This window comes from Streptomyces sp. Y7, assembly GCF_043195415.1.
Classification (GTDB): domain Bacteria; phylum Actinomycetota; class Actinomycetes; order Streptomycetales; family Streptomycetaceae; genus Streptomyces.
In genome coordinates this window covers 476504-502433 of record NZ_JBIDDQ010000001.1, presented here as the reverse complement: position 1 = coordinate 502433, position 25930 = coordinate 476504, and the positions used below count along the sequence as shown (strand labels likewise).

The 25930-nt window shown below is 73.6% G+C and carries 3 protein-coding genes; all 3 read left to right on the top strand.

The features are described 5' to 3' along the window. Positions 1-18 precede the first annotated feature (18 nt). Positions 19-6390 (top strand): amino acid adenylation domain-containing protein, encoded by a 6372-nt coding sequence (locus ACGFW6_RS02025; RefSeq protein ID WP_393503508.1) that lies wholly within the window; start codon positions 19-21, stop codon positions 6388-6390. Beyond that, a complete protein-coding gene (locus ACGFW6_RS02020) occupies positions 6387-10928 on the top strand; it encodes an amino acid adenylation domain-containing protein (RefSeq protein WP_393503505.1) in 4542 nt (1513 codons plus the stop codon). Before ACGFW6_RS02025 ends, ACGFW6_RS02020 begins: the two co-directional genes overlap by 4 nt. 62 nt (positions 10929-10990) lie before the next feature. After that, the gene (locus ACGFW6_RS02015) at positions 10991-25900 is read left to right on the top strand and encodes an amino acid adenylation domain-containing protein (RefSeq protein WP_393503502.1); all 14910 of its coding nucleotides are present in this window, start codon (positions 10991-10993) and stop codon (positions 25898-25900) included. Positions 25901-25930 lie beyond the last annotated feature (30 nt).

Here is a 25930-nt window from a genome sequence, read left to right as displayed (position 1 = left end):
TCAGTCGAAGGGGGAGACATGAACGGCACGTCGGTGACAGCGCCCTTCTCGGTGCTGGAGATGTTCCGTGCGCGGGTGGCGCAGGCGCCGGATGCGGTGGCGGTCGTCGACGGCGAGCGGCAGGTGTCGTACGGGGAGCTCGAAGCGGCCTCGGACCGGGTGGCGGTGTCTCTCAGGGCTCGTGGGGTGGGCCGGGGCGATCGGGTGGCGGTGCGGCTGGAGCGGTCGATCGACCTGATCGCCGCCTTGTTGGGGGTGTGGAAGGCGGGCGCTGCCTACGTCCCGGTGGACAGTGCCTATCCGGCGGAGCGGATCGCGTTCGTGCTGAGGGACTGCGCGCCGGTCGTGACGATCGACGACTCCTCGGTTCTCACGGCCGTGGGCGAACCCGAGACGGTGAAGACGTCCGGGGACGACATCGCATACGTGATGTACACGTCCGGGTCGACGGGCACGCCGAAGGGTGTGGCGGTGCCGCACGCGAGCGCGGCGGCGTCGGTGGGGGAGACCGGGTGGGGTGTCGGTCCTGGTGACGCGGTGCTGTTCCATGCCCCGCACGCCTTCGACATCTCGTTGTTCGAGGTGTGGGTGCCGTTGGCGAGCGGTGCCCGGCTGGTGGTCGCCGAGCCGGGCAGGGCGGTCGACGCGGCGGCCGTGCGGACGTACATCGCCGCGGGTGTGACGCATGTGCACGTCACCGCTGGGCTGTTCCGGGTGCTGGCGGAGGAGGCGCCCGACTGCTTCTCGGGGGCGCGGGAGGTCCTGACCGGCGGCGATGTCGTGCCGCTGGAGGCGGTGGAGCGGGTCCGCGCGGCCAGCCCAGACGTGCGCGTCCGACACCTGTACGGCCCGACGGAAGCGGCTCTGTGCGCCACTTGGCACCTCGTCGAGCCCGGCGAAGCCACCGGTCGGGCGCTGCCGATGGGCCGTCCCCTCACCGGCCGTCAGGTCTATGTGCTCGACGATTCGCTCCGGCGGGTCGGCCCCGGTGTGACGGGTGAGCTGTACCTCGCCGGTGCCGGGCTCGCCCGCGGGTATCTGGGCAGGGGCGCTCTCACCGCCGAACGGTTCGTGGCCGACCCGCACACGCGCGGCGGACGGATGTACCGCACCGGGGACCTGGCCCGTTGGACGCAGGACGGCGAGTTGCTGTTCGCGGGGCGCGCGGACGCGCAGGTGAAGATCCGCGGATTTCGGGTCGAACTCGGTGAGGTGGAGGCCGCGTTGAGGGCGCAGCCCGCCGTCGCCCAGGCCGTCGTGGTCGTACGTGAGGACCGGCCGGGTGAAAAGCGGCTCATCGGGTACGTCGTCCCCGACGGCGATCCCGTGGACCCGGACCGGATACGCGCGCAGCTCGCCACGACCCTCCCCGACTACATGGTCCCGGCCGCCCTCGTCGTCCTGGACGCCCTTCCGCTGACCGTCAACGGCAAGGTCGATTACAAGGCGCTGCCCGCACCCGAGTTCAACCCCGCCACCGGCCGCGAACCCCGGACCCCGGCGGAGAAGCTCCTCTGCGCCCTGTTCGCGGAGGTCCTCGGCCGTGAACACGTCGGGGTGGAGGACAGCTTCTTCGAGCTGGGCGGCGACTCCATCATGTCGATGCAGCTCGCCGCGCGGGGCACGCGCCGGGGCGTCGTGTTCGGCGCGCAGGACGTGTTCGAGCACGAGACGCCCGCCGCGATCGCCGCCGTGGCACAGCTGGAGGCGGTCCCTGCCGAGGCGGCCGTGCAGAGCGGCCCTGTCCTCGTGGACCTCACCGAGGACGAGTCGGCCGAGTTGGAGGTCCTGGTTCCCGGGCTTGCCGAGACCTGGCCGCTCACGCCGCTGCAAGAGGGACTGCTCTTTCACGCCGCGTACGACGAACAGGGTCCCGATGTCTACGAGGGTCAGTGGACCCTGGAACTGCGCGGGCCGCTGGACGTCGGCCGGCTGAGGGCGGCCTGGCAGGGTGTGGCGGCTCGGCACGCGACCCTGCGGGCGGGCTTCCACCGGCTCGCCTCGGGCCGGCTGGTCCAGGCTGTCGTGGCGGGCGTGGAAATCCCGTGGCGGGAGGTCGATCTCTCCGGGCTCGGTGCACGGGAGACCGTGGCGCGGCTCGACGAGACGGCCGCGCAGGAGCAGAGGGAGCGCTTCGACCCGGCCCGGCCCCCGCTGCTGCGGCTGGTCCTCGTCCGGCTCTCCGACGAGTGTCACCGGCTCATCGTCGTCACCCACCACATCCTCTTCGACGGCTGGTCCATGTCCGTCGTCCTCGATGAGGTCTCCGCGCTGTACGCGTCAGGCGGCGACGGCTCCGGGCTCGGCCCGGCCCCCTCCTTCAGGGACCATCTGGCGTGGCTCGCCCGCCAGGACAGGGCGGCGGCCCTCGCGGCGTGGCGGGCCGAGCTCGACGAGGTGGACGAACCCACCCTCGTCGATCCACTGGAGAGGGCGAAGGACTCGGCCGATGCCGGCTTCGTGACCCGAGTGTTCCCGGAGGAGTTCACCACCCGCCTGGTCACCTTCGCGCGGGGCAGAGGGCTGACGGTCAACACGCTGCTGCAAGGCGCTTGGGCGTTGGTGCTGTCGCGGCTCACGGGCAGGACCGACGTCGTCTTCGGGGCGCCGGTCGCGGCCAGGCCCACCGAACTGCCGGGCGTCGAGGGCATGGTCGGGGTGTTCATGAACACCGTGCCCGTGCGGGTCCCGCTCGACGGCGGGCAGCCGGTGCTGGAGATGCTGACCGCGCTGCAGGCACGCCAGTCCGCGCTGCTGGGCTCCCACCACGTGGGGCTCTCCGAACTGCAGAAGCTCACCGGGTCCCGCTCCGCGTTCGACTCGGTTCTCGTCTTCGAGAACTACCCCCGCGCGGTCGGCTCCGCCGAGTCCTTCGACGGCCTTCGGACGGACCACGTCTCGACAGTTGAGGGCACCCATTACCCGCTCACGTTGGGGGTCGTCCTCACCGACCGCCTTCAGGTTCGCCTCGCTCACCGGCTCGCCGTGTTCTCGGAGGCGGACGCCCAGGGCCTCGCCCATGGCCTGGCGCGGGTGCTGGAGGAGATGCTCGCGGATCCGTCGATTCCGGTGGGCCGACTGGACGTCCCCGGCGTCGCCGCCGACGCCCTGCCGCCGGACGCCGCCGAAGCACACACGGACGCGACCGCCTCCCCTCTCCCACCCCGCCGCTTCACCGAGCAGGCGGCGCGTACTCCCGAGGCCACCGCCCTCGTCGCGGCCGGTCACGAGCTGACGTACGCCGAGCTGGTCCGTGAGACCACGCGCCTGGCACACCATCTGTCCGCGCGCGGCGTCGGCCCCGACACGCGGGTGGCCGTCCTGGCGCCCCGCTCGACGGAACTGATCACCGGTCTGCTCGGCATCGCACTCGCGGGCGGCGTGTACATCCCCGTCGACCCCGACCACCCCGCCGACCGCATCGCCTTCGTGCTCGCCGACGCCGCGCCCGAAGTGCTGCTGTGCACGGCGCGGACCCGGGAGTTGGTGCCGGAGGGGTTCACGGGTGTGGTGGTCGTGCTGGACGAGGACTCACCGTCGGAGGACACCGCCGGGCACCCCCTCGCGACCCCGGACGCAGACCACATCGCGTACGTCATCCACACCTCCGGATCGACCGGCACCCCCAAGGGCGCCGCCGTCACCTGGGGCGGGCTGCGGAATCTGGTCGCCGACCGGATCGGGCGGTACGGCATCGGCACGGACACCCGTCTCGTGCAGCTGGTGTCGCCGAGCTTCGACGTGTCGATGGCGGACATCTGGCCGACGCTGTGCGCGGGCGGACGTGTGGTGCTGGCACCGCCGGGCGGGCACACCACCGGCGACGAGCTCGGCGACCTGCTGGCCGACCACCGCATCACCCACGCCGTGATGCCCGCCGTCCAGCTCACCCATCTCCCGGACCGTGAACTGCCCGCGCTGCGCGTGCTGGTGAGCGGCGGCGACGCTCTGCCCGCAGACACCAGGCGGCGCTGGGCGGCCCGCTGCGACCTGCACAACGAGTACGGCGTCACCGAGGCGACCGTCGTCTCCACCGTCACCGCACCGTTGGACGGCACGGGCGCGCTGACGATCGGCCGCCCGATCGCGTGCTCCGGCGTCCATGTCCTGGACGGATTCCTGCGTCCCGTGCCGCCGGGCGTGACGGGCGAGTTGTACGTGACCGGCACCGGACTGGCCCGTGGCTACCTCCATCGGCAGGGCCTCACCGCCCAGCGATTCGTCGCCGACCCGCACACCCGGGGCGGGCGGATGTACCGCACCGGTGACCTGGTGCGGCGCACCCACGGCAGCGAGTTGGTGTTCGTCGGCCGGGCCGACGAGCAGGTGAAGCTGCGCGGGCACCGCATCGAACTGGGCGAGGTCGAGGCCGCCCTCTGCGGTCACCCGGAGGTCGGGCAGGCGGTGGCCGCCGTCCACGAAACCCGGTTGATCGGCTACGCCGTGCCCGTGGCGGGGCGCCGGCCGGACCCCGCGGCCGTGCGCTCCCACGCCTCCCGCGTGCTCCCCGACTACATGCTGCCGGCGGCCGTGGTGCTGCTCGACGAGCTGCCCCTGACCCCGAACGGCAAGCTGGACCGCGAGGCCCTGCCGGCGCCGGACTTCGCCGCCGGAGCCGTCGGCCGGGCGCCCAGGACTCCCGCGGAGGAGCTCCTCTGCACCGCCGTCGCCGAGACGCTCGGACTCGACCGGGTCGGCGCCGACGACAGCTTCTTCGTGCTCGGCGGCGACTCCATCACCTCGCTGCAACTCGTCACCCGGGCCCGGCAGGCGGGACTGGTCGTCACTCCCCGGCAGATCTTCGAGGAGAAGACCCCCGAGCGGCTCGCTCTCGTCGCCCGGCCCGCCGGCACCGGCGACCGGGGCGCCGACGTCGACGACCGTGGAGGCGAGGTGCCCTGGACGCCGGCCGCTCATCTCCTCGGCGAGCGGGTCACCGGAGGCACGTTCGCGCAGTGGACGATCCTCACGACACCGCCCGGACTCCGTCAGGACGCCCTCGCCACCGCTCTCGCCGCCCTCGTCGACACCCATGCCATGCTCCGCTCCCGGGTGACGGACGCGGCCGCCGGGCCCCGACTGGTCGTCGGAGCCGACGACTCCGTGGCCACCGCGGGCCTCCTGGCCAGGGTGGACGCGACGGGAACTCCCGAAGGACTCGCCGACGCCACCGAATCAGCCGCCCGCGACGCCGTGCGCCGGCTCGACCCGGCGGCCGGGGCGATGGTCCGCGCCGTATGGCTGGACGCGGGAGGCGAACGAGCCGGGCGGCTGGTCCTCGCCGTGCACCACCTCGCCGTCGACGGGGTGTCGTGGCGGATCCTGGTGCCGGACCTGAAGCAGGCGTACGACGCCGCCACGGCCGGCCTCGCCCCGCGTCCCGCGCCGGTCGCCACCTCGTACGGACGCTGGACCCGACTGCTCGCGGCGGAGGCGCACCGCGACCACCGGGTCGCCGAACTGCCCGCCTGGGCCGCACTGCTGCGGCACGTCACCCCGCTGCCCGGCGTCCCGCCCCTCGACCCGGCCCGGGACACGGCGGCGACCGTACGCCACACCTCCTGGACCCTGCGCAACAACGACACCGCCACCCTCGTCGGCCGGACGGCCGCCCTGTTCCACTGCGGTGTCCACGACATCCTGCTCGCCACGCTGGCGGGAGCCGTCGCCCACTGGCGCGACGACGCGTACGCACCGGTCCTGGTGAACGTGGAGAGCCACGGCCGTACGTCACTCGGCGGCGTCGATCTCTCCCGGACCGTCGGCTGGTTCACCAGCGCGCACCCGGTACGGCTCGACGTGCGTGGCGTGGACATGTTCCGGGCGCTGGACGGCGAGACGGCCGCGGGGCAGCTGCTGAAAACCGTCAAGGAACAGATCCGTGCCGTGCCCGGTGACGGGCTGGGCTACGGGATGCTGCGGTACCTCAACCCCGCGACCGCACCGGTCCTGGCCGAACTGCCCGTACCCCAGATCGGCTTCAACTACCTGGGCCGCTTCGACGCCCGGGCCGGCGGCCTCGGCGGAACCGCCCGCGCGGGCGGCGCCGTGCCCTGGGAGCCCGCCACCGCGCGGGCCCTGTACAGCTCCGACGACCCGGACATGCCCGTGCCGCACGCCCTGGAGGCGGGTGCCGTGGTCCGCGACACCCGCCACGGCCCCGAACTGACCCTCACCCTCAGCCGTCCCGCACGGGTGCTCGCGGACGGTGCCGTGGAGTCCCTCGGCCGGATCTGGCTGGCGCTCCTGCGAGGGCTGGCCGCCCACTCGGACCACCCGGCGGTCGGCGGCCACACACCGTCCGACTTCCCCCTGCTGGACCTGGACCAGGACGAGGTCGAGCAGCTCGAAGCGATCGCAGCGGACCTCGAAGGAGGGCTCTCCCGGTGACGTCCACAACCCCGGTCCACGGCTCGGCGCTCGCCGAGGTATGGCCGCTCTCTCCGTTGCAGGAAGGTTTGCTCTTCCACGCCGAGTACGGCGGGCAGGGGCCCGACCTCTACACCATCCAGCGCACCGACCTGCTGAGCGGGCACGTCGACGCCGCCCGGCTGCGCGCCTCCTGGCGGGCCCTGTTGAACCGGCACGCCGCCCTGCGGGCCAGCTTCCACCGACGCAAGTCGGGCCGGACCGTGCAGCTCATCCCGCGCGAGGTCGCGCTGCGCTGGCGCGAAGCAGACCTGTCGGACACGGACCTGACCGAGGAGGAAGCGCTCGCCGAGGTACGGCGGCTGGCCGCGGAGGAGCGCGCGGAACGGTTCGACCTCGCCAAGGCACCCCTGCTCAGGCTGCTGCTCGTCCGGCTGACCGCCGAGCGGCACTGGACCGTCATGACCTCCCACCACATCCTGCTGGACGGCTGGTCGATGCCGGTCATGCTCACCGAGCTCGCCGCCGTGTACGCCGCCGGCGGGGACGCCTCGGTCCTCGGCCCGGCGCCCACCTTCCGGGACCACCTGGCCTGGTTGTCCCGGCAGGACAAGGAGAGCGCCGGCGAGGCATGGCGCGTCGAGCTCGCGGACGCCGACGGCCCCACCCTCGTCGCCCCCGCCGTCGCGGACCACGCCTCCGTGCTCCCCGAGAGCCGGGAACTGACCCTCTCCGACGAACTCTCGGACGCCCTGACCAGCCTGGCCCGCCGCCACGGCCTGACCGTCAACACCGTGATACAGGGCGCCTGGGCGATGCTCCTGTCCCGGCTGACGGGCCGCACGGACGTCGTGTTCGGCGCGACCGTCGCCGGCCGGCCCGCCGAACTCCCCGGTGTGGAATCGATGGTGGGCCTGTTCATCAACAGCGTGCCGGTACGGGTCCGTCTCGACGCCGACCAGCCTGTGCTGCGCCTGCTGACCGATCTTCAGGCCCGGCAGTCCGCGCTCCTGCCCCACCAGCACCTCAGCCTGCCCGAGATCCAGCGGGTGGGCGGACCGGGCGCCGTGTTCGACGCCATGCTGATGTTCGAGAACTACCCCCTGCCGCCCGAGGAGGCACCGGCGCCCGGAGCGCTCGCCTTCACGCATCTGGAGGGCCGGCAGGCGACCCACTACGCGCTGACCCTCGGCGTGATGCCGGGCAGTCCGATGAAGCTCCACGTGACCTACCGGCCCGACGCGATCGACGCCGACGTGGCCCAGGACCTGCCGGGCCGGCTGGAGTGGGTGCTGCAGCAGTTGGTCTCCGACCCGTCCGTGCTCGTGGGCCGGATCGGCCTTGTGGGGCGGCTGGAACACGGGCTGGTGGTGGAGGGCTGGAACGCCACCGCCGGTGACGTCCCGCCGGGCTCCTCGGTGCTGGAGATGTTCCGTGCGCGGGTGGCGCAGGCGCCGGATGCGGTGGCGGTCGTCGACGGTGAGCGGCAGGTGTCGTACGGCGAACTGGACTCGGCCTCGGACCGGGTGGCGGCCGGTCTGCGGAACTGTGGGGTGGGCCGGGGCGACCGGGTTGCGGTGCGGCTGGAACGGTCGACCGACCTGATCGGTGCCCTGCTGGGAGTGTGGAAGGCGGGCGCTGCCTACGTCCCGGTGGACAGCGCCTATCCGGCGGAGCGGGTCGCGTTCGTGCTGGAGGACTGCACGCCGGTCGTGACCCTCGACGGCTCCTCCGTCCTCAGCACCGACGGCGACCCGGAAGCGGCGGAGACGTCCGGGGACGACATCGCGTACGTGATGTACACGTCCGGGTCGACGGGCACGCCGAAGGGTGTGGCGGTGCCGCACGGGAGTGTGGCGGCGTTGGTGGGGGAGACCGGGTGGGGTGTCGGTCCTGGTGACGCGGTGTTGTTCCATGCTCCGCATGCCTTCGACATCTCGTTGTTCGAGGTGTGGGTGCCGTTGGCGAGCGGGGCGCGGGTGGTGGTCGCCGAGCCGTCCGTGGCGGTGGACGCCGCGGCCGTGCGGGCGCACATCGCCGGGGGTGTGACGCATGTGCACGTCACTGCCGGGCTGTTCCGGGTGCTGGCGGAGGAGGCGCCCGACTGCTTCGACGGCGTCCACGAAGTGCTCACCGGCGGCGATGTCGTACCGCTGGACGCGGTGGAGCGGGTCCGCGCGGCCTGCCCAGACGTGCGCGTCCGGCACCTGTACGGCCCCACCGAGGTCTCCCTGTGCGCCACCTGGCATCTGTTCGAGCCCGGTGAGGCACAGGGTGACGTGCTGCCGCTGGGCCGGCCGCTCAACAACCGGCAGGTGTACGTCCTCGACCCCTTCCTGCAGCCCGTGCCACCCGGAGTGACCGGTGAGCTGTACGTCTCCGGCGCCGGACTCGCCCACGGCTATCTGGGCCGGACCGGACTGTCGGCCGAGCGGTTCGTGGCCTGCCCCTTCGCGGACGGCGAGCGGATGTACCGGACCGGCGACCTGGTGCGCTGGACCACCGGCGTCGAGCTGGTCTTCGTCGGCCGGGCCGACGCCCAGGTGAAGATCCGCGGCTTCCGCGTCGAACTCGGTGAGGTGGAGGCCGCGTTGGCGGCGCAGCCCGCCGTCGCCCAGGCGATCGTCGTGGCCCGTGAGGACCGGCCCGGCGAGAAGCGACTGACCGGCTATCTCGTACCGAGCGGCGAGGAACCGGACATCGAGGCCGTGCGTGCCGCGGTGGCGGACGCACTGCCCGAGTACATGGTGCCGGCCGCCCTCGTCGTGCTCGGCTCCCTGCCCCTGACCGCCAACGGCAAGGTCGACCTCAAGGCGTTGCCCGCACCCGAGTTCGCGGGCTCCGCGAGCCGTGCGCCGGGCACCGCCGCCGAGGCGCTCGTGTGCGAACTGTTCGCCGAGGTGCTGGGCCGTGACCACGTCGGGGTGGAGGACAGCTTCTTCGAGCTCGGCGGTGACTCCATCATGTCGATGCAGCTCGCCGCGCGGGGCACGCGCCGGGGTGTCGTGTTCAGCGCGCAGGACGTGTTCGAGCACGAGACGCCCGCCGCGATCGCCGCCGTGGCGCAGCTGGAGGCGGACGGCGAGCCGGCTCGGGACGTCGGCTCGGGGCCCGTGCCTCCCACTCCCGCCCTCCTGGCCTCCGGCCCGGCTGCCGCCCGTCCCGGATTCGCGCAGTGGACCGTGGTCGGGGCGCCACCGGAGCTGGACGCGGAGACACTCGCCGCAGGGCTCGGCGTTCTGCTCGACACGCACGACATGCTGCGTGCCCGGGTCGTGGACGGGCCGAGGCTCGTCGTGGGGGAGCGGAGCGGCGTCGACCCGGCCACGCTGATCTCCGTGCTGCGGGTCACCGCACCGGGCGAGCTGGACGAGGCGGTCGAGCGGGCCGCCCGGGCGGCTGCGGGGCGCCTCGACCCGGCGGCCGGAGTGATGGTGCGGCTGGTGTGGGTGGACGCAGGTCCGGGCCGGGTGGGGCGGCTCGTCCTCGTCGCGCACCACCTCGTCGTCGACGGTGTGTCGTGGCGGATCCTGCTGCCGGATCTGCGGGCCGCGTACGAGGCGGCCGCGCAGGGCCGGGCGGCGGAACCGGGCGCGGCCGGAACGTCGTTCCGGCGCTGGGCGGAGCTGCTGGAGACCGAGGCCCGGCACGAGAATCGGCTCGCCGAGCTGGACGGCTGGCGAACGGTGCTCGGCGGCGGCGACGCGCCGATCGGCCGAACGGCACTCGACCCGGCGCGTGACACCGCCGGCACCCTGGAGCGCCATGTCTGGACCGTGCCCGCACCGCAGGCCGAGGTGATCGTCGGACGCACTCCGGGCGTCTTCCACTGCGGTGTCCACGACGTGCTCCTCGCCACGCTCGCCGCGGCCGTCGTAGAGTGGCGCAGCGGTACAGAACATGACGTTCTGGTCGATGTTGAGAGCCACGGCCGTACGGCGGTGGCCGGCGCGGAACTGACCCGGACCGTCGGCTGGTTCACCAGCGTCCACCCGGTACGGATCGACCTGGCCGGCATCGACCTGGCGGACGCGCTGGCCCGGGGACCGGCGGCGGGAGCGCTGCTGAAGGCGGTCAAGGAACAGACGCGGGCCGTCCCCGGGGACGGGCTCGGCTACGGCCTGCTGCGTCACCTCAACCCCGACACGGCGCCGCTTCTGGCCCAACTCCCCGCCCCCCAGGTGGGTTTCAACTACCTCGGCCGATTCCCCGCCCCCGCCTCCGAGGCGGTCCCCTGGCAGCCCGCCGGACCGTCCGCCCTGGGTGGTGCGAACGACCCGGACATGCCCGTCAAGCACGCGCTCGGCGCGGGCGCGGTGATCCGCGACAGCACCGAAGGCCCCGAACTCACCCTGTTGTTGAGCCACCCCGCCGGCCCGCTCGACGCCGGCTCGGTCGACGAGCTCGGCCGGATCTGGCTACGGCTGCTCGACGGCCTGGCCGCGCACACCGCGGACCCGTCGGCCGGCGGTCACACCGCGTCCGACTTCCCCCTCCTGCGCCTCGACCAGGACGACGTCGACGAGCTCGAGGCCGAGTTCGCCGACGAGCACCCGTAGTCACCCGCCCCGGCACCGGCCTGCGGGCCCGCCCGACACGCGCTTCTGTGAGGAGTTACGCGATGACCCGATCCCAGGTCGAGGACGTCTGGCCGCTGTCGCCGCTGCAGGAAGGCCTGCTGTTCCACGCGGCCTTCGACAGCGACGGACCGGACGTCTACCAAGGGCAGCGGCTCCTGGACCTGGACGGCCCCGTCGACGCCGACCTGCTGCGCGTGTCCTGGGCGGCGCTGCTCGCCCGCCACCCGGTACTGCGGGCGGGCTTCCGCCGCCGCAAGTCGGGCGAGGCCGTGCAGGTCATCGCACGCGAGGCGGACCTGCCCTGGCGGACGGAGGACCTCTCGGAACTGGACGAGGAGACGGCGGCGGCCCGTCTCGCGGACCTGGCGGCCGAGGACCGGGCGCAGCGCTTCAACCTGGCCGCACCGCCCCTGCTCCGCCTGCTGCTGGTCCGGCTGGCGGAGAACCGGCACCGGCTGATCGTCACCAGCCACCACATCATCATGGACGGCTGGTCGATGCCCGTCCTGCTGCAGGAGCTGACCGCGGTCTACGCCGCCGGCGGCGACGCCTCCGTACTCCCTGCCCCCAGCTCCTACCGCGACTACCTCGCCTGGCTCGGCCGCCAGGACAAGGACACGGCACACGAGGCGTGGCGGGCGGAACTCCTCGGCGCCGAGGAGCCCACGCTCGTCGTGGCCGCCGACCCGGGCCGTACGCCCGTCCTGCCCGAGAGCCTGATCGCCGAACTCCCCGAGCAGCTGACGAGCGAACTGGTCGGACTGGCCCGGCTGCACGGCCTCACCGTCAACACCCTGATCCAGGGCGCCTGGGCCATGGTCCTGGCGCGGCTGACCGGCCGTACGGACGTAATCTTCGGCGCCACCGTCGCCGGCCGCCCCGCCGGACTCGCGGACGTCGAGTCGATGATCGGCATGTTCATCAACACGCTGCCCGTGCGCGTCGAACTCGACGGTGAGCGGCCCGCGGTGGAGATGCTGAAGGCACTCCAGGCCCGCCAGTCCGCACTCATCGCGCACCAGCATCTCGGCCTGGCCGAGATCCAGCGGGTCGGCGGCGCGGGCGCGGTCTTCGACACCCTCGTCGTCTTCGAGAACTACCCCCGGCCGCCCGAGGAACCGGCCGCCCCCGACGCCTTCACCCTGCGCTTCGCCGCCGGCCAGGAGACGGCCCACTACCCGCTGACCCTCGTCGCCGTGCCCAAGGACCGGATGCTGTTCAAACTCGACTACCGTCCGGACCTGTTCGACCGCGCGACCGCCGAGGCCGTCTTCGGCCGGCTCGTCCGCGTGCTGGAGCAGCTGGCGGCCGACCCGCGGCAGCCCGTGGGGCGCGTCGAGGCGATACGGGAGAGCGAGCGGACTCGCGTCGTCGACGAGTGGAACGCGACCGTGGCCGAGACACCGGCCGAGTCCGTGCCGGAGCTCTTCTCCCGACAGGCGGCACGGACACCGGACGCCGTCGCCGTGTCGGACGGCGAGCGGGAACTGACGTACGCCCGACTGCACACCCTCTCCGACCGGTTGGCCCGCCGTCTGGCCGACCGGGGAGTACGCGCGGGCGACCGGGTCGCCGTGGTGCTGGAGCGGTCCGCCGAGCTGCTGGTCACGCTGCTCGCGGTGTGGAAGGCCGGCGCCGCGTACGTGCCGGTGGACACCGGATACCCGGCCGAACGCATCGCGTTCCTGCTGAAGGACTGCGAACCGGCGGCCGTCGTGTGCTCCGGGCGGACGCGAGCTGTCGTACCGGACGACGTGCCGGCCCGTCTGGTGCCGCTCGACGATCCGTCGGTCCTCGACGGCGGCGGCGAGCCCGCTGCCGGACCGGTGACCGGGGACGACATCGCGTACGTGATGTACACGTCCGGTTCGACGGGCGTGCCGAAGGGCGTCGCCGTGCCGCACCGGAGTGTCGCGGCGCTGGTGGGGGAGACCGGCTGGGGGGTGGGGCCCGGGGACGCGGTCCTGTTCCACGCCCCGCACGCCTTCGACATCTCCCTGTTCGAGGTGTGGGTGCCGTTGGCGGGCGGCGCCCGGGTCGTGGTCGCGGAACCCGAAGTGGACGCGGTGGCCGTACGGGAGCACATCGCGGGCGGGGTGACCCATGTGCACGTCACCGCCGGGCTGTTCCGGGTGCTGGCCGAGGAGGCGCCCGACTGCTTCACGGGAGCGCGGGAGGTGCTCACCGGAGGTGACGTCGTGCCCGCCAGGGCCGTGCGGCAGGTGCGCGCGGCCTGCCCCGAGGTGCGCGTGCGGCATCTGTACGGTCCCACCGAGGTGTCGCTGTGCGCGACCTGGCATCTGCTGGAGCCGGGCGCGGACACCCCCCAGGTGCTGCCGGTCGGGCGGCCGCTGGCGAACCGTCGGGTCTACGTCCTCGACACCTACCTGCACCCCGTCGCCCCCGGTGTGACGGGTGAGCTGTACCTCGCCGGTGCCGGACTCGCCGACGGCTATCTCGGCCGGACCGGACTGTCGGCCGAGCGGTTCGTGGCCTGTCCTTTCGCGGACGGCGAGCGGATGTACCGGACCGGTGACCTGGTGCGCTGGACCTCGGACGGCGAGCTGGTGTTCGTGGGCCGGGCCGACGCCCAGGTCAAGGTCCGCGGCTTCCGGGTCGAACCGGCCGAGGTGGAGGCGGCACTGGCCGCTGAGCCCGGCATCGGTCAGGCGATCGTCACCGCCCGCGAGGACCGGCCCGGCGAGAAGCGGCTGGTCGGATACGTCGTCCCGGACGGCGAGGACGTCGACCCCGGGCTGCTGCGCGAGCGCCTGACGAAGGTGCTGCCCGAGTACCTGGTCCCGGCCGCCCTGATCGTGCTCGACACGCTGCCGCTGACCGCCAACGGCAAGGTCGACCACAAGGCGTTGCCGGCGCCGGACTTCGCGGGCCGGGTGACGGGGCGTGAACCGCGCACCGACGCCGAGCGGACGCTGTGCGAGACCTTCGCGGCGGTGCTGGGCCTGGAACGGGTCGGTGCCGAGGACGACTTCTTCCACCTGGGCGGTGACTCGATCACCTCGATGCAGGTCGTCGCCAGGGCCGGACGCGCGGACCTGGTACTGACACCACGTCAGGTCTTCGATCTGCGCACACCGGAGAGGCTCGCGCAAGCCGCCCTGCCGGCCGCGGCGAGGGCCACGACCCCGTCCGAGGACGCCGTAGGCGAACTGCCCTGGACACCCGTCATGCGCGCCCTCGGCCGCGCCGCCACCCGACCGGGATTCGCGCAGTGGGCGGTCGTCGCGGCGCCGCCGGCGCTGGGGGAGGAGACCCTGGCCGTCGCACTGCGGGGCCTGCTGGACACGCACGACATGCTGCGCGCCCGGGTGGCGGCCGACACGCCGACCCTCGTGGTCGCGGAGCGCGGGTCCGTGGACCCGGCCGCGCTGGTGTCGCGCGTCGAGGTCCGCGGTGACGAGGACCTGGACCGGACCGTGGAGCGGGCGGCGCGGGAAGCGGCGGACCGGCTGGACCCGATGGCCGGCGCGATGGTGCGGCTGGTCTGGGCGGACGCCGGACCGGAGCGGACCGGCCGACTGGCCCTGGTCGTCCACCACCTGGTGGTGGACGGCGTGTCGTGGCGGATCCTGCTGCCGGACCTGCGGGCCGCGTGCGAGGCGGCGATCGCGGGCCGGGCCCCGGACCTGGACCCGGCGGGGACCTCGTTCCGACGCTGGGCGCAGCTGCTGGGGACCGAGGCCCGGGACGAGGCCCGGATCGCGGAACTGGACGGGTGGCGGGAGCTGCTCGGTGACGGTGACGCCCTGATCGGCGCACGGCCGCTGGACGCCGCCCGCGACACCGCCGGCACCCTCCGGCACCGCTCCTGGACCTTGTCCGGCGCACCCGCCCACGACCTGATCGGCCGTATCGCCGCCGCCTTCCACTGCGGTGTCCACGAGGCACTGCTGGCCACCCTGGCGGGCGCGGTCGTCCGCTCCCGGTCCGGTACCGACAGCGTGGTCCTGGTCGATGTCGAGGGCCACGGCCGCGAACCGCTCGGCGACGTGGATCTGTCACGCACGGTCGGCTGGTTCGCCGACTCCCACCCCGTACGACTCGACACGGCGGACATCGACATCGCGGACGCGCTCGCCGGGGGACCGGCGGCGGGAGCGCTGCTGAAGGCGGTCAAGGAACAGACGCGGGCCGTCCCGGGGGACGGGCTCGGCTACGGCCTGCTGCGTCACCTCAACCCCGACACGGCCCCGGTACTGGCCCAACTCCCCACCCCCCAGGTGGGTTTCAACTACCTCGGCCGATTCCCCGCCCCCACGACCGAAGGGGCAGCCGGGCCGGCCGCCCCCGGCGGCTCCATCGACCCCGACACGCCGCTGCTGCACCCGGTCGAGGCCGCCGCCGTGGTCCGCGACACGCCGGACGGCCCGTCGCTCACCCTCACTCTGAACTGGGCCGAGAACATCCTGGACGCCGCCGACGCGGACCGGCTCGGCAGCACCTGGCTCGCTCTCCTCACCGGCCTGGCCACCCACCTCACGGACCCGTCGGCGGGCGGCCACACCCCGTCCGACTTCCCGCTCCACACCCTCACCCGGTCGGACGTGGAGGAACTGGAGACCGCGGTCCCCGGACTCACCGACGTCTGGCCGCTCTCCCCGCTCCAGGAGGGACTGCTCTTCCACACGGCCTACGACGACCGGGGCCCCGACGTCTACGAGACCCAGCGGGTGCTCGACCTGACCGGCCCGCTGGACGCCGACCGCCTGCACCGGTCCTGGAACGCCCTCGTGGCCCGGCACGACATGCTCCGCGTGAGCTTCCACGAACTCGCCGACGGACGCAGCGTCCAAGCCGTCACCGGGGCGGCCGAACCCCTCTGGCGCGAGGCCGACCTGTCCGACCGCCCAGAGCCGGAGGCGCTCGCCGAGGCCGAGGCACTGGCGGAACGCGAACGCGCCGAACGCTTCGACCTGACGCGGGCCCCGCTGCTGCGGCTCCTCCTCGTCCGGCTGGGCGAGCGACGCCACCGCCTCGTCCTGACCTCCCACCACATTCTGCTGGACGGCTGGTCCACGCCGATCGCCCTCGACGAGGCGTCCCGGATCTACGCCGCCGACGGCGATGCCTCCGGTCTCGGCCCGGCGCCCTCCTTCCGCGACCATCTGGCCTGGCTCGCCCGGCAGGACAAGGAGACGGCACATGCGGCCTGGCGGGCCGAGCTGGCGGGCGCCGACGAGCCCACGCTGATCGCGTCCCTGACCACGGGCCGGGGACCGGCGGCCACGGAAGGCGACTCGGTGCAGCTCTCCGAGGAGCTGACCCGCGTCCTCACCTCGATGGCCCGCGCGCACGGACTGACCCTGAACACGCTCGCGCAGGGCGCCTGGGCCATGGTGCTGAGCCGGCTCGCACGGTGTACGGACGTCGTGTTCGGCATCTCCGTCGCGGGCCGCCCGCCCGAGCTGACCGGCGTGGAGTCGATGGTGGGCATGTTCCTCAACACGCTGCCGGTGCGGGTACGGCTCGACGGCGACGAAAGCGTCGTGCGGATGCTGACACGGCTTCAGGCCCGCCAGTCGGCCCTGCTCGCTCATCAGCACGTCGGCCTGGCGGAGATCCAGTCCCTGTCCGGTGCGGGCGCCGTCTTCGACACCATGCTGATGTTCGAGAACTACCCGGGCGGCCCGTCCCGCCTCGCCGCGACGGACGACGAAGTGACCGTCGAACGCGTCAACACCCGTGCGGGCACCAGCTATCCCCTGGCGGTCGGCATCATGCCCGGCGACCGGATGCGGGTCCACGTCACCTACCGGCCCGACCTCTTCGACCGCGACGAGGCCCTCCAGGTGGCCCGGCAGGTCGAACGGGTTCTGGAGCAGATGGTCGCCGATCCCTCGGTGCCGGTCGGACGGGTCGACGTCGTGGGTCCGCTGGAGCGCGGGCTGGTGGTGGAGGGCTGGAACTCCACGCACGGCCGGTCGCCGGGTTCCTCGATGCTGGAGATGTTCCGTGCGCGGGTGGCGCAGGCGCCGGATGCGGTGGCGGTCGTCGACGGCGAGCGGCAGGTGTCGTACGGGGAGCTCGAAGCGGCCTCGGACCGGGTGGCGGTGTCTCTCCGGGCTCGTGGGGTGGGCCGGGGCGATCGGGTGGCGGTGCGGCTGGAGCGGTCGATCGACCTGATCGCCGCCTTGTTGGGGGTGTGGAAGGCGGGGGCCGCTTATGTCCCGGTGGACAGCGCATACCCGGCGGAGCGGATCGCGTTCGTCCTGGAGGACGCCGCGCCGACGTTGACCATTGACGCGGTCGTGCAGGGCGAGGGCGAGGCTCCGTCCGTTGCGGTGACCGGGGACGACATCGCGTACGTGATGTACACGTCCGGTTCGACGGGCACGCCGAAGGGTGTGGCGGTGCCGCACGGGAGTGTGGCGGCGTTGGTGGGGGAGTCCGGCTGGGGTGTCGGTCCTGGTGACGCGGTGCTGTTCCACGCCCCGCATGCCTTCGACATCTCTCTGTTCGAGGTGTGGGTGCCGTTGGCGAGCGGGGCGCGGGTGGTGGTGGCCGAGCCGTCCGTGGCGGTGGACGCGGCGGCCGTGCGGGCGTACGTCGCCGGGGGTGTGACGCATGTGCACGTCACCGCTGGGCTGTTCCGGGTGCTGGCGGAGGAGGCGCCCGGCTGCTTCTCCGGGGCGCGGGAGGTCCTGACCGGCGGCGATGTCGTACCCCTGGAGGCAGTGGAACGGGTCCGCGCGGCCTGTCCCGACGTGCGCGTACGGCACTTGTACGGCCCCACCGAGATCTCCCTGTGCGCCACCTGGCATCTGCTGGAGCCCGGCAAGGACACGGACCGAGTGCTGCCGGTCGGCCGTCCGCTGACCAACCGTCAGGTGTATGTCCTCGACGCCTTCCTGCGGCCGGTGCCGCCGGGAGTGGCGGGTGAGCTGTACATCGCCGGCGCCGGACTCGCCCTCGGATACCTGAATCGGGCCGGGCTGTCGGCCGAGCGGTTCGTGGCCTGTCCCTTCGCGGACGGCGAGCGGATGTACCGCACCGGTGACCTGGCCCGTTGGACGGAGGACGGCGAGCTGCTGTTCGCGGGACGCGCGGACGCGCAGGTGAAGATCCGCGGATTCCGGGTCGAACTCGGAGAGGTGGAGGCCGCGTTGGCGAAACTGCCCGCAGTCGCCCAGGCCGTCGTGGTCGTACGTGAGGACCGGCCGGGTGAAAAGCGGCTCATCGGGTACGTCGTCCCCGACGGCGATGCCGTGGACCCGGACCGTACGCGTGACCGACTCGCCACGATCCTCCCCGACTACATGGTCCCGGCCGCCCTCGTCGTCCTGGACGCCCTTCCGCTGACCGTCAACGGCAAGGTCGACCACAAGGCCCTGCCCGCACCCGAGTTCACCGCCAGCACCGGCCGCGAACCCCGGACCCCGGCGGAGAAGCTGGTGTGCGAGCTGTTCGCCGACGTCCTCAATCTGGAGCAGGTCGGCGTGGAGGACAGCTTCTTCGAGCTGGGCGGCGACTCCATCATGTCGATGCAGCTCGCCGCGCGGGGCAACCGCAAGGGCATCGTCTTCAGCGCCCAGGACGTCTTCGAGCGTGAGACACCCGGCGCCATCGCCGCCGTGGCACGGCTCGCGGACGACAGCGCCGGGACCGAGGAGGACACCGGGGGCGAGGTGCGGTGGACGCCGGTGATGCGGGCACTGCGGGACCGGGCCCCGCGCGCGGTGGAGACCGGCGGCCTCGCCCAGTGGGCGGTCATCGCCGCCCCGCCCGCACTCGGAGAGCGGACACTGGCCGCCGGCCTCGGCGCCGTCCTCGACACGCACGACATGCTGCGCGCCCGCGTCGAACCCGGGGCGGATCCCAGGCTGTTCGTGGCCGAGCGCGGGAGCGTCGAGGCCGCCGGGATCATCACCCGTGTCGCAGCCACCACCGGTGGTGCCGAGGACCTGGACGCACTCGCCGACAGCGCCGCCCACGACGCCGTCTCCCGGCTCGACCCCGTGTCCGGCGTGATGGCACAGGCCGTGTGGATCGACGCCGGCCGGGACACCGGGCGGCTGGTGCTGGCCGTGCACCACCTGGCCGTCGACGCCGTGTCCTGGCCGGTGCTGCTCAGCGACCTGCACGCCGCGTGCGAGATCGCTGCATCCGGACGGCGACCCGAGCCCGTGCCCGTCGGGATCTCCTTCCGGCGCTGGGCGGAGAAGCTGGCCGCCGAGGCACGCAAGGACAGCCGGGTCGCCGAACTCACCGCCTGGACAGCGCTGTTGGCCCAAGGTGATCACCCGATCGGCACCCGGCCGCTCGACCCCGCCCTCGACACCGCGTCGACCGTACGCCGCTCCACCTGGACCCTGGCGCCCGCGCAGGCCCAGAACTTGGTGAACCGCGCCCCCGGTGCCTTCCACTGCGGCGTCCACGAGGTGCTGCTCGCCACCCTCGCCGGAGGAGTCACGCACTGGCGGGAGCGGTCCGTGCAGGACGCCGGCACCGCCGTGCTCCTCGACATCGAGGGCCACGGCCGGGAGGCGCTCGACGGCGTCGACCTGTCCCGTACGGTCGGCTGGTTCACCGGCGTCAAGCCCGTGCGCCTGGACACCGCCGGCGTCGACACCGCGGACGCGCAGGCCGGCGGTCCGGTGGCGGGGGCGCTGCTGAAGGCCGTGAAGGAGCAGGTGCGTGGCCTGCCGGGTGACGGGCTGGGCTTTGAGCTGCTGCGCCACCTCAACCCGCAGACCGCGCCCGCCCTGGCCGAACTCCCCGTCCCGCAGATCGGTTTCAACTACCTCGGCCGGTCCGCCGCCCCCACGGGCAAGGGCGTCGAACCCTGGCAGGCCACGGCCGGCATCGGCGGATCCGTCGACCCCGACACGCCGGTGAAGCACGTGATCGAGGCGGGCGCCGCCGTACGGGACACGCCGGACGGGCCGGAGCTGACCCTCAGCCTGAGCTGGGCCGCCGAGGTGCTCGACGCGGCCGACGCCGAGGCCCTCGGGCGGGCCTGGCTGGCGATGCTGGAAGGGCTGGCCGTCCATGTCGCCGGTCCGGCAGCCGGCGGTCACACGCCCTCCGACTTCCCGCTGCTCGACCTCACCCAGGAGGAAGTCACCGAGATCGACACGGCGGTGCCCGCGCTCGCCGACGTATGGCCGCTGTCGCCGCTGCAGGAAGGGCTCCTCTTCCATGCCGCGTACGACGAGCAGGGCCCCGACGTCTACGAGGGGCAGCGCTGGCTGGAGCTGACCGGAACGCTCGACGTGGCAAGGCTGCGGGCCGCCTGGCAGGCGGTGGTGGCACGGCACGCCACGCTGCGGGCCGGGTTCCGGCAGCTGGAGTCCGGGCGGTTCGTGCAGAGCGTCGCCCGCGAGGTGGAGATCCCGTGGCGCGCGGAGGACGTGTCCGGCCTTCCGGAGGCCCAAGCGCTGGCGGCGTTCGAGCGGCTGGCCGCCGAGGACCAGGAACACCGCTTCGACATCGCCGAGGCCCCGCTGCTGCGGGTGCTGCTGGTGCGGATCGCCGAGCGGCGGCACCGGCTGGCGTTCACCAGCCATCACATCGCCTCCGACGGCTGGTCGCTGCCGGTGATGGTGAGCGAGGTCGCCCGGCTCTACGAGGCCGGGGGCGATGCCCGCGCCCTGCCGCCCGCCACCTCCTACCGTGCCTACCTGGAGTGGCTGGCCCGGCAGGACAAGGAGGCCGCGCGCGCCGCCTGGCGGGCCGAACTGGCCCCCGTGGACGAGCCGACGCTGGTGGTCCCGGCCGACCTGGTCACCGCGCCCGCCGAGCCGCAGCGCGTGACGTACGCACTGGACGAGGAACTCGGCCGCAGGCTCGTCGCCCTCGGCCGAGGACACAGCCTCACCCTCAACACCCTGCTCCAGGGAGCCTGGGCGATCCTGCTGGCCCGGCTCACCGGCCGCACCGACGTGGTGTTCGGCACCACGGTCGCCGGCCGCCCCACCGAACTGCCGGGCGTCGAGTCGATGATCGGGCTGTTCATCAACACCCTGCCGGTACGGGTCGGGCTCGACGGCGCGCAGCCGCTGCTGGAGATGCTCACGGACCTCCAGGAACGACAGGTCGCGCTGATGTCCCACCAGCACCTGGGACTCACCGAGATCCAGCGGCTGGCCGGCCCCGCCGCCACCTTCGACACGCTCGTCGTGTACGAGAACTACCCGCGCCCGCCGCTGAGTTCGGGCGACCCCGACGCGCTGTCCATCCGGCCCGCCGGGACACCCGAGGACGCGGGCCACTATCCGCTCACCCTCGTCGCCGTCCTGGAGAACGAGCGGGTGCGCGGGGACCTCGTGTACCGGCCCGACGCCTTCCAGCGCGGGGACGTGGAGGAACTGCTCGCCGCCCTGGTCCGGGTCCTGGAGCAACTGGTCGCCGATCCGTCGGTCCCCGTCGGACGCCTGGAGGTCACCGGCGCGGCGGAACGGGACCTGGTCCTGGGGGAGTGGAACGACACCGCCACGCCCGGCCGGCACCGGGCCTCCCTTCCGGAGCTGTTCGGCGCCCAGGCCGCACGCACCCCCGGCAACACGGCCCTGGTCGGGGCCGGCCGTGAGCTGACCTACACCGAGCTGGAGCGGGACTCCGGGCGGCTGGCGGCCCACCTGCGCTATCTCGGCGTGGCCGCCGAGACCCGGGTGGCACTGCTCGTGGAACGCTCGGTGGAGATGGTCGTGGCGCTGCTCGGGATCTCACGGGCCGGCGGCACCTTCGTCCCCGTCGACCCCGCGCACCCCGCCGACCGGATCGCCCACCTCCTCCGTGACGCGGCACCCCCGCTGCTCCTGTGCACGGCACGCACACGGGACGCCGTGCCCGCGGACTACCCGGGACGGATCGTCGTCCTCGACGAGATCGACGACACGGCCGTGGGAATCCGGCCGTTCGACGCGGTACCGGTGGAGCCGGAGCAGGCCGCGTACGTCATGTACACCTCGGGCTCCACCGGCACCCCGAAAGGCGTCGTGGTCCCGCACTCCGGCCTCGGCAACCTCGCCGCCGCGCAGATCGACCGCTTCGAGGTCGGCCCCGACGCGCGCGTCCTGCAACTGGCCTCCCTCGGCTTCGACGCGGCGGTCTCCGAACTGCTGATGGCGCTGCTGTCCGGCGCCGCCGCGATCGTCGCGCCCGCCGAGACCCTGCCCCCGCAGGTGTCGCTGGACCAGGCGCTGCGTCACTGGGACGTCACCCACGTGACCGTGCCGCCGAGCGCGCTGGCCACCGCCGACGAACTCCCCGACGGCCTGCGGACGCTGGTGGCCGCCGGCGAGGCGTGCCCGCCCGCGCTGGCCGACCGCTGGGCCGGCAGCCGACGGATGATCAACGCGTACGGCCCGACCGAGACCACCGTGTGCGCGTCGATGAGCCCGCCGCTGGCCCCGGGCGCGGACGTCGTCCCGATCGGCAGGCCCCTCGCCAACGGGCGCACCTACGTCCTCGACTCCTTCCTGCGACCGGTCCCGCCCGGTGTCACCGGCGAGCTGTACGTCGCCGGCGCGGGCCTCGCGCGCGGCTATCTGGGACGCGGCGGGCTGACGGTCACCCGGTTCGTGGCCGACCCGTTCACCCCGGGCGAGCGGATGTACCGCACCGGCGACCTGGCCCGCTGGACGCGGGACGGCCAACTCGTCTTCGTCGGGCGGGCGGACACGCAGGTCAAGGTGCGCGGGCACCGCATCGAGCCGGGCGAGGTCGAGGCCGTGCTCGCCGGACACCCGGGCGTGGCGCAGGCGGCGGTCGTCGCCCGAGAGGACACGCCCGGCGAGCGGCGGCTGATCGGATACGTCGTGCCGGACACCGCCGACCGGGGCCGTGACGAGCGGATCGCGCGCGACCAGGTCGGCGAGTGGCAGGTGCTGTACGACACCGTGCACGCGGAACCCACCGACACCGCCTTCGGCGAGAACTTCGCCGGATGGAACAGCAGTTACGACGGACAGCCCATCCCGCTCGCCGAGATGCGCGAGTGGCGGGAACGGACCGTGGACCGGATCCGGGCGCTGCGGCCCCGCCGGGTGTTGGAGATCGGCGTCGGCACCGGGCTCCTGCTGTCCCGACTCGCCGCCGACTGCGAGGAGTACTGGGCCACGGACTTCTCCGCGCCGGTCGTCGCCGAGCTGCGCCGTCAGGTCGAGCGGGACCCGGAGCTGGCCGCGAAGGTACGGCTGCGGGTGCAGGCCGCGGACGAGACCGACGGACTGCCCGAGGGGCACTTCGACACCGTCGTGCTCAACTCCGTCGTGCAGTACTTCCCCCACGCCGGCTACCTGCGGGGAGTGCTGGAGTGGGCGCTGCGGCTGGTCGTTCCCGGAGGCGCGGTGTTCGTCGGCGATGTGCGCAACCACCGTCTGCTGCGGCCGTTCGCGACCGCCGTCGAGACCGCCCGCGCCACCGAGCAGGACGTGTTCACCCTGCGCCGGGCCGTCGAGCAGAACCTCACCCTCGAGAAGGAACTGCTCGTCGACCCGGAGTTCTTCGCCGCGCTCGCCACCGCACTGCCCGACGCGGCCGGCGCCGACATCCGGGTCAAACGCGCCTCGCACCACAACGAGCTCAGCGGGCACCGCTACGACGTGGTGCTGCGCAAGGCGGGCGCGACCACCCTGGCCGTCGCCGACGCACCCCGGCTGACCTGGACGGAGGCCGGCGACCTCGACAGGCTGACCCGCCACCTGACCTCCGCGCACCCGGAACGGCTGCGCCTGACGGGCGTACCCAACTCCCGTGTGGCCTACGAGGTCGAGCTGGCCCGCGCCCTCGACGAGGGGGTACCGCCCGCGTCCGGGGAGAGCGTGACCGCCCCGGACATCGAGGAGCTGTACGACCTCGGCGACCGGCTCGGCTACTGGGTGGGCGTGACCTGGTCGGCGACCGCGCCGGACGAGGTCGACGCCGTGTTCGTCCGCACCGGACTCACCGCGTCCGCGGCCGTGGTGGACGTCTACACACCCGCACCGGCGCCGCCGGCGGCCGTCACCAACGACCCCGCCGCCCGCCGCGGCACCGGTGCCCTGCTGGCCGAACTCCGCGAGCACGTCGAGCGGCGGCTGCCCGCCTACATGGTCCCGACGGCCTTGGTGCCGATGGACCGCCTCCCGCTCACCCCGAACGGCAAACTGGACCGGCGCGCACTGCCCGCCCCCGACTTCGCGGGCCGCGCCGGCGGACGTGACCCGCGTACCGCCGCCGAGGCGCTGCTGTGCCGCCTCTTCGCGGAGGTGCTCGGCCTGGACCGGGTGGGGGCCGACGACTCGTTCTTCGCGCTCGGCGGCGACTCGATCACCTCGATGCAGCTCGCCTCGCGGGCCCGCCGCGAGGGCATCGTGCTCACGCCCCGGCAGGTCTTCGTCGAGAAGACGCCCGAGCGGCTCGCCCTGCTCGCCGAAGCGGCCGCCGCCGAGGAGGCGGCGACGGGCGTGGTGCCGTGGACACCGGCCATGCGGGCAGCGTCGGTCGGCGGGGCAGTGTCGGCCGGTGGGGCAGTGTCGGCCGAAGGGGCTGTGCTGGCCGAAGGGGCTGTGCCGGTCGGTGGGGCTGCGCTGGCCGGTGAGGGTGCGCGGGTCGGCGGGGCTGTGCCGGTCGACGGGAGCGCGTCGGTCGACGGGAGCGCGTCGGCCAACGGGAGCGTGTCGGCCAACGGGACCGCGTTGGCCAACGGGACCGCGTTGGCCGACGGGGCCGTGCCCGCCCAGTGGATGGCCCTTGCCGTCCCCGCCGGCCTGGACCGCGATGCGCTGGCCCGTGCCCTGCGGGCGGTGCTCGACACCCACCCGATGCTGCGCTGCCGGATAGGCGAGGACCTGGTCGTGGGCGAGCCGGGAGCACCGGACGCGGCCCGGCTGATCGACCGGGCCGACCCCGGCGTACCGCTCGACCACGCCGTGGCCGACGCCGCGTCCCGACTCGACCCGGCCGCGGGCGAGCTGGTCCGACTGGTGTGGGCGGACGCCGGCCCGCGGAGCAGGCTGGTGGTCGTCGTCCACGAGCTGGTCGTGGACGACGAGTCGTGGCGGATCCTGACGTCCGACCTGCGGACGGCGTACGAGACCGCGGCCGCCGGACAGGAACCCGTGCTGGAGCCGGAGAGCACGTCGTACCGGCGCTGGGCGCGACTGCTCGCCGAGCAGGCGACAGCGGCGGCACGGGTCGAGGAACTCGACGGCTGGGCGGCGCGGTCGGAGGCCGGCGAGCGGATCGCGCCCGGCGGTCCCGAGGCCCGCGCCACCTGGTCGCTGGCTCCGGAGATCACGGCCGTACTCACCCACCGAACCCCGGAGACGTTCCACTGCGAGCCGTCGGACGTGGTCCTCGCCGCCTTCGTCGGCGCCGTGGTGGAGGACGGCACCGCCGCCGTGATGGACCTGGAGATCTCCGGCAGGCAGACCGTCGACGGAGTCGATCCGTCGCGCACGGTCGGCCGGTTCGCCCACGACATCCCCGTACGCGTCGAGCTCGCCGGACTCGACCTCGGCTCGGCACGGGCCGGTGGCGCGGCGGCCGGGGACTTGCTCAAGACGGTCAAGGAGCAGGTGCGCGCGGTGCCGGGCGACGGACTGGGATACGGGCTGCTGCGCCACCTCAACCCCCGGACCGCGCCCCGGCTCGCCGCTCTCGCCCCGCCCGCGCTCGCGTTCGGCTACCACGGCCGCACCCCGGACACCGGAGCGCCGTGGCGGCCCCTCGCCCGGCCGTCCGCCGTCCGGCCTCCGGTGCACGCCGTGCGGGCCACCGCCGAGCTGCGGGACACACCGCACGGCCCCGAACTGACCCTCGAACTCCGCGGCAGGACCGACGCGCTGGACCGGCTCGGCCAGGCGTGGACCGAACTGCTCGGCGGCCTCGCCGCCCACACCGACGACCCCGCCGCCGGCGGGCACACCCCCTCCGACTTCTCGCTCCTGGACCTCGCGCAGAGCCAGATCGAGGAGCTGGAGGCGCAACTCTCCGACGACAAGTGACAGCACATGACCGCAAGCCTTTGTGAGGAG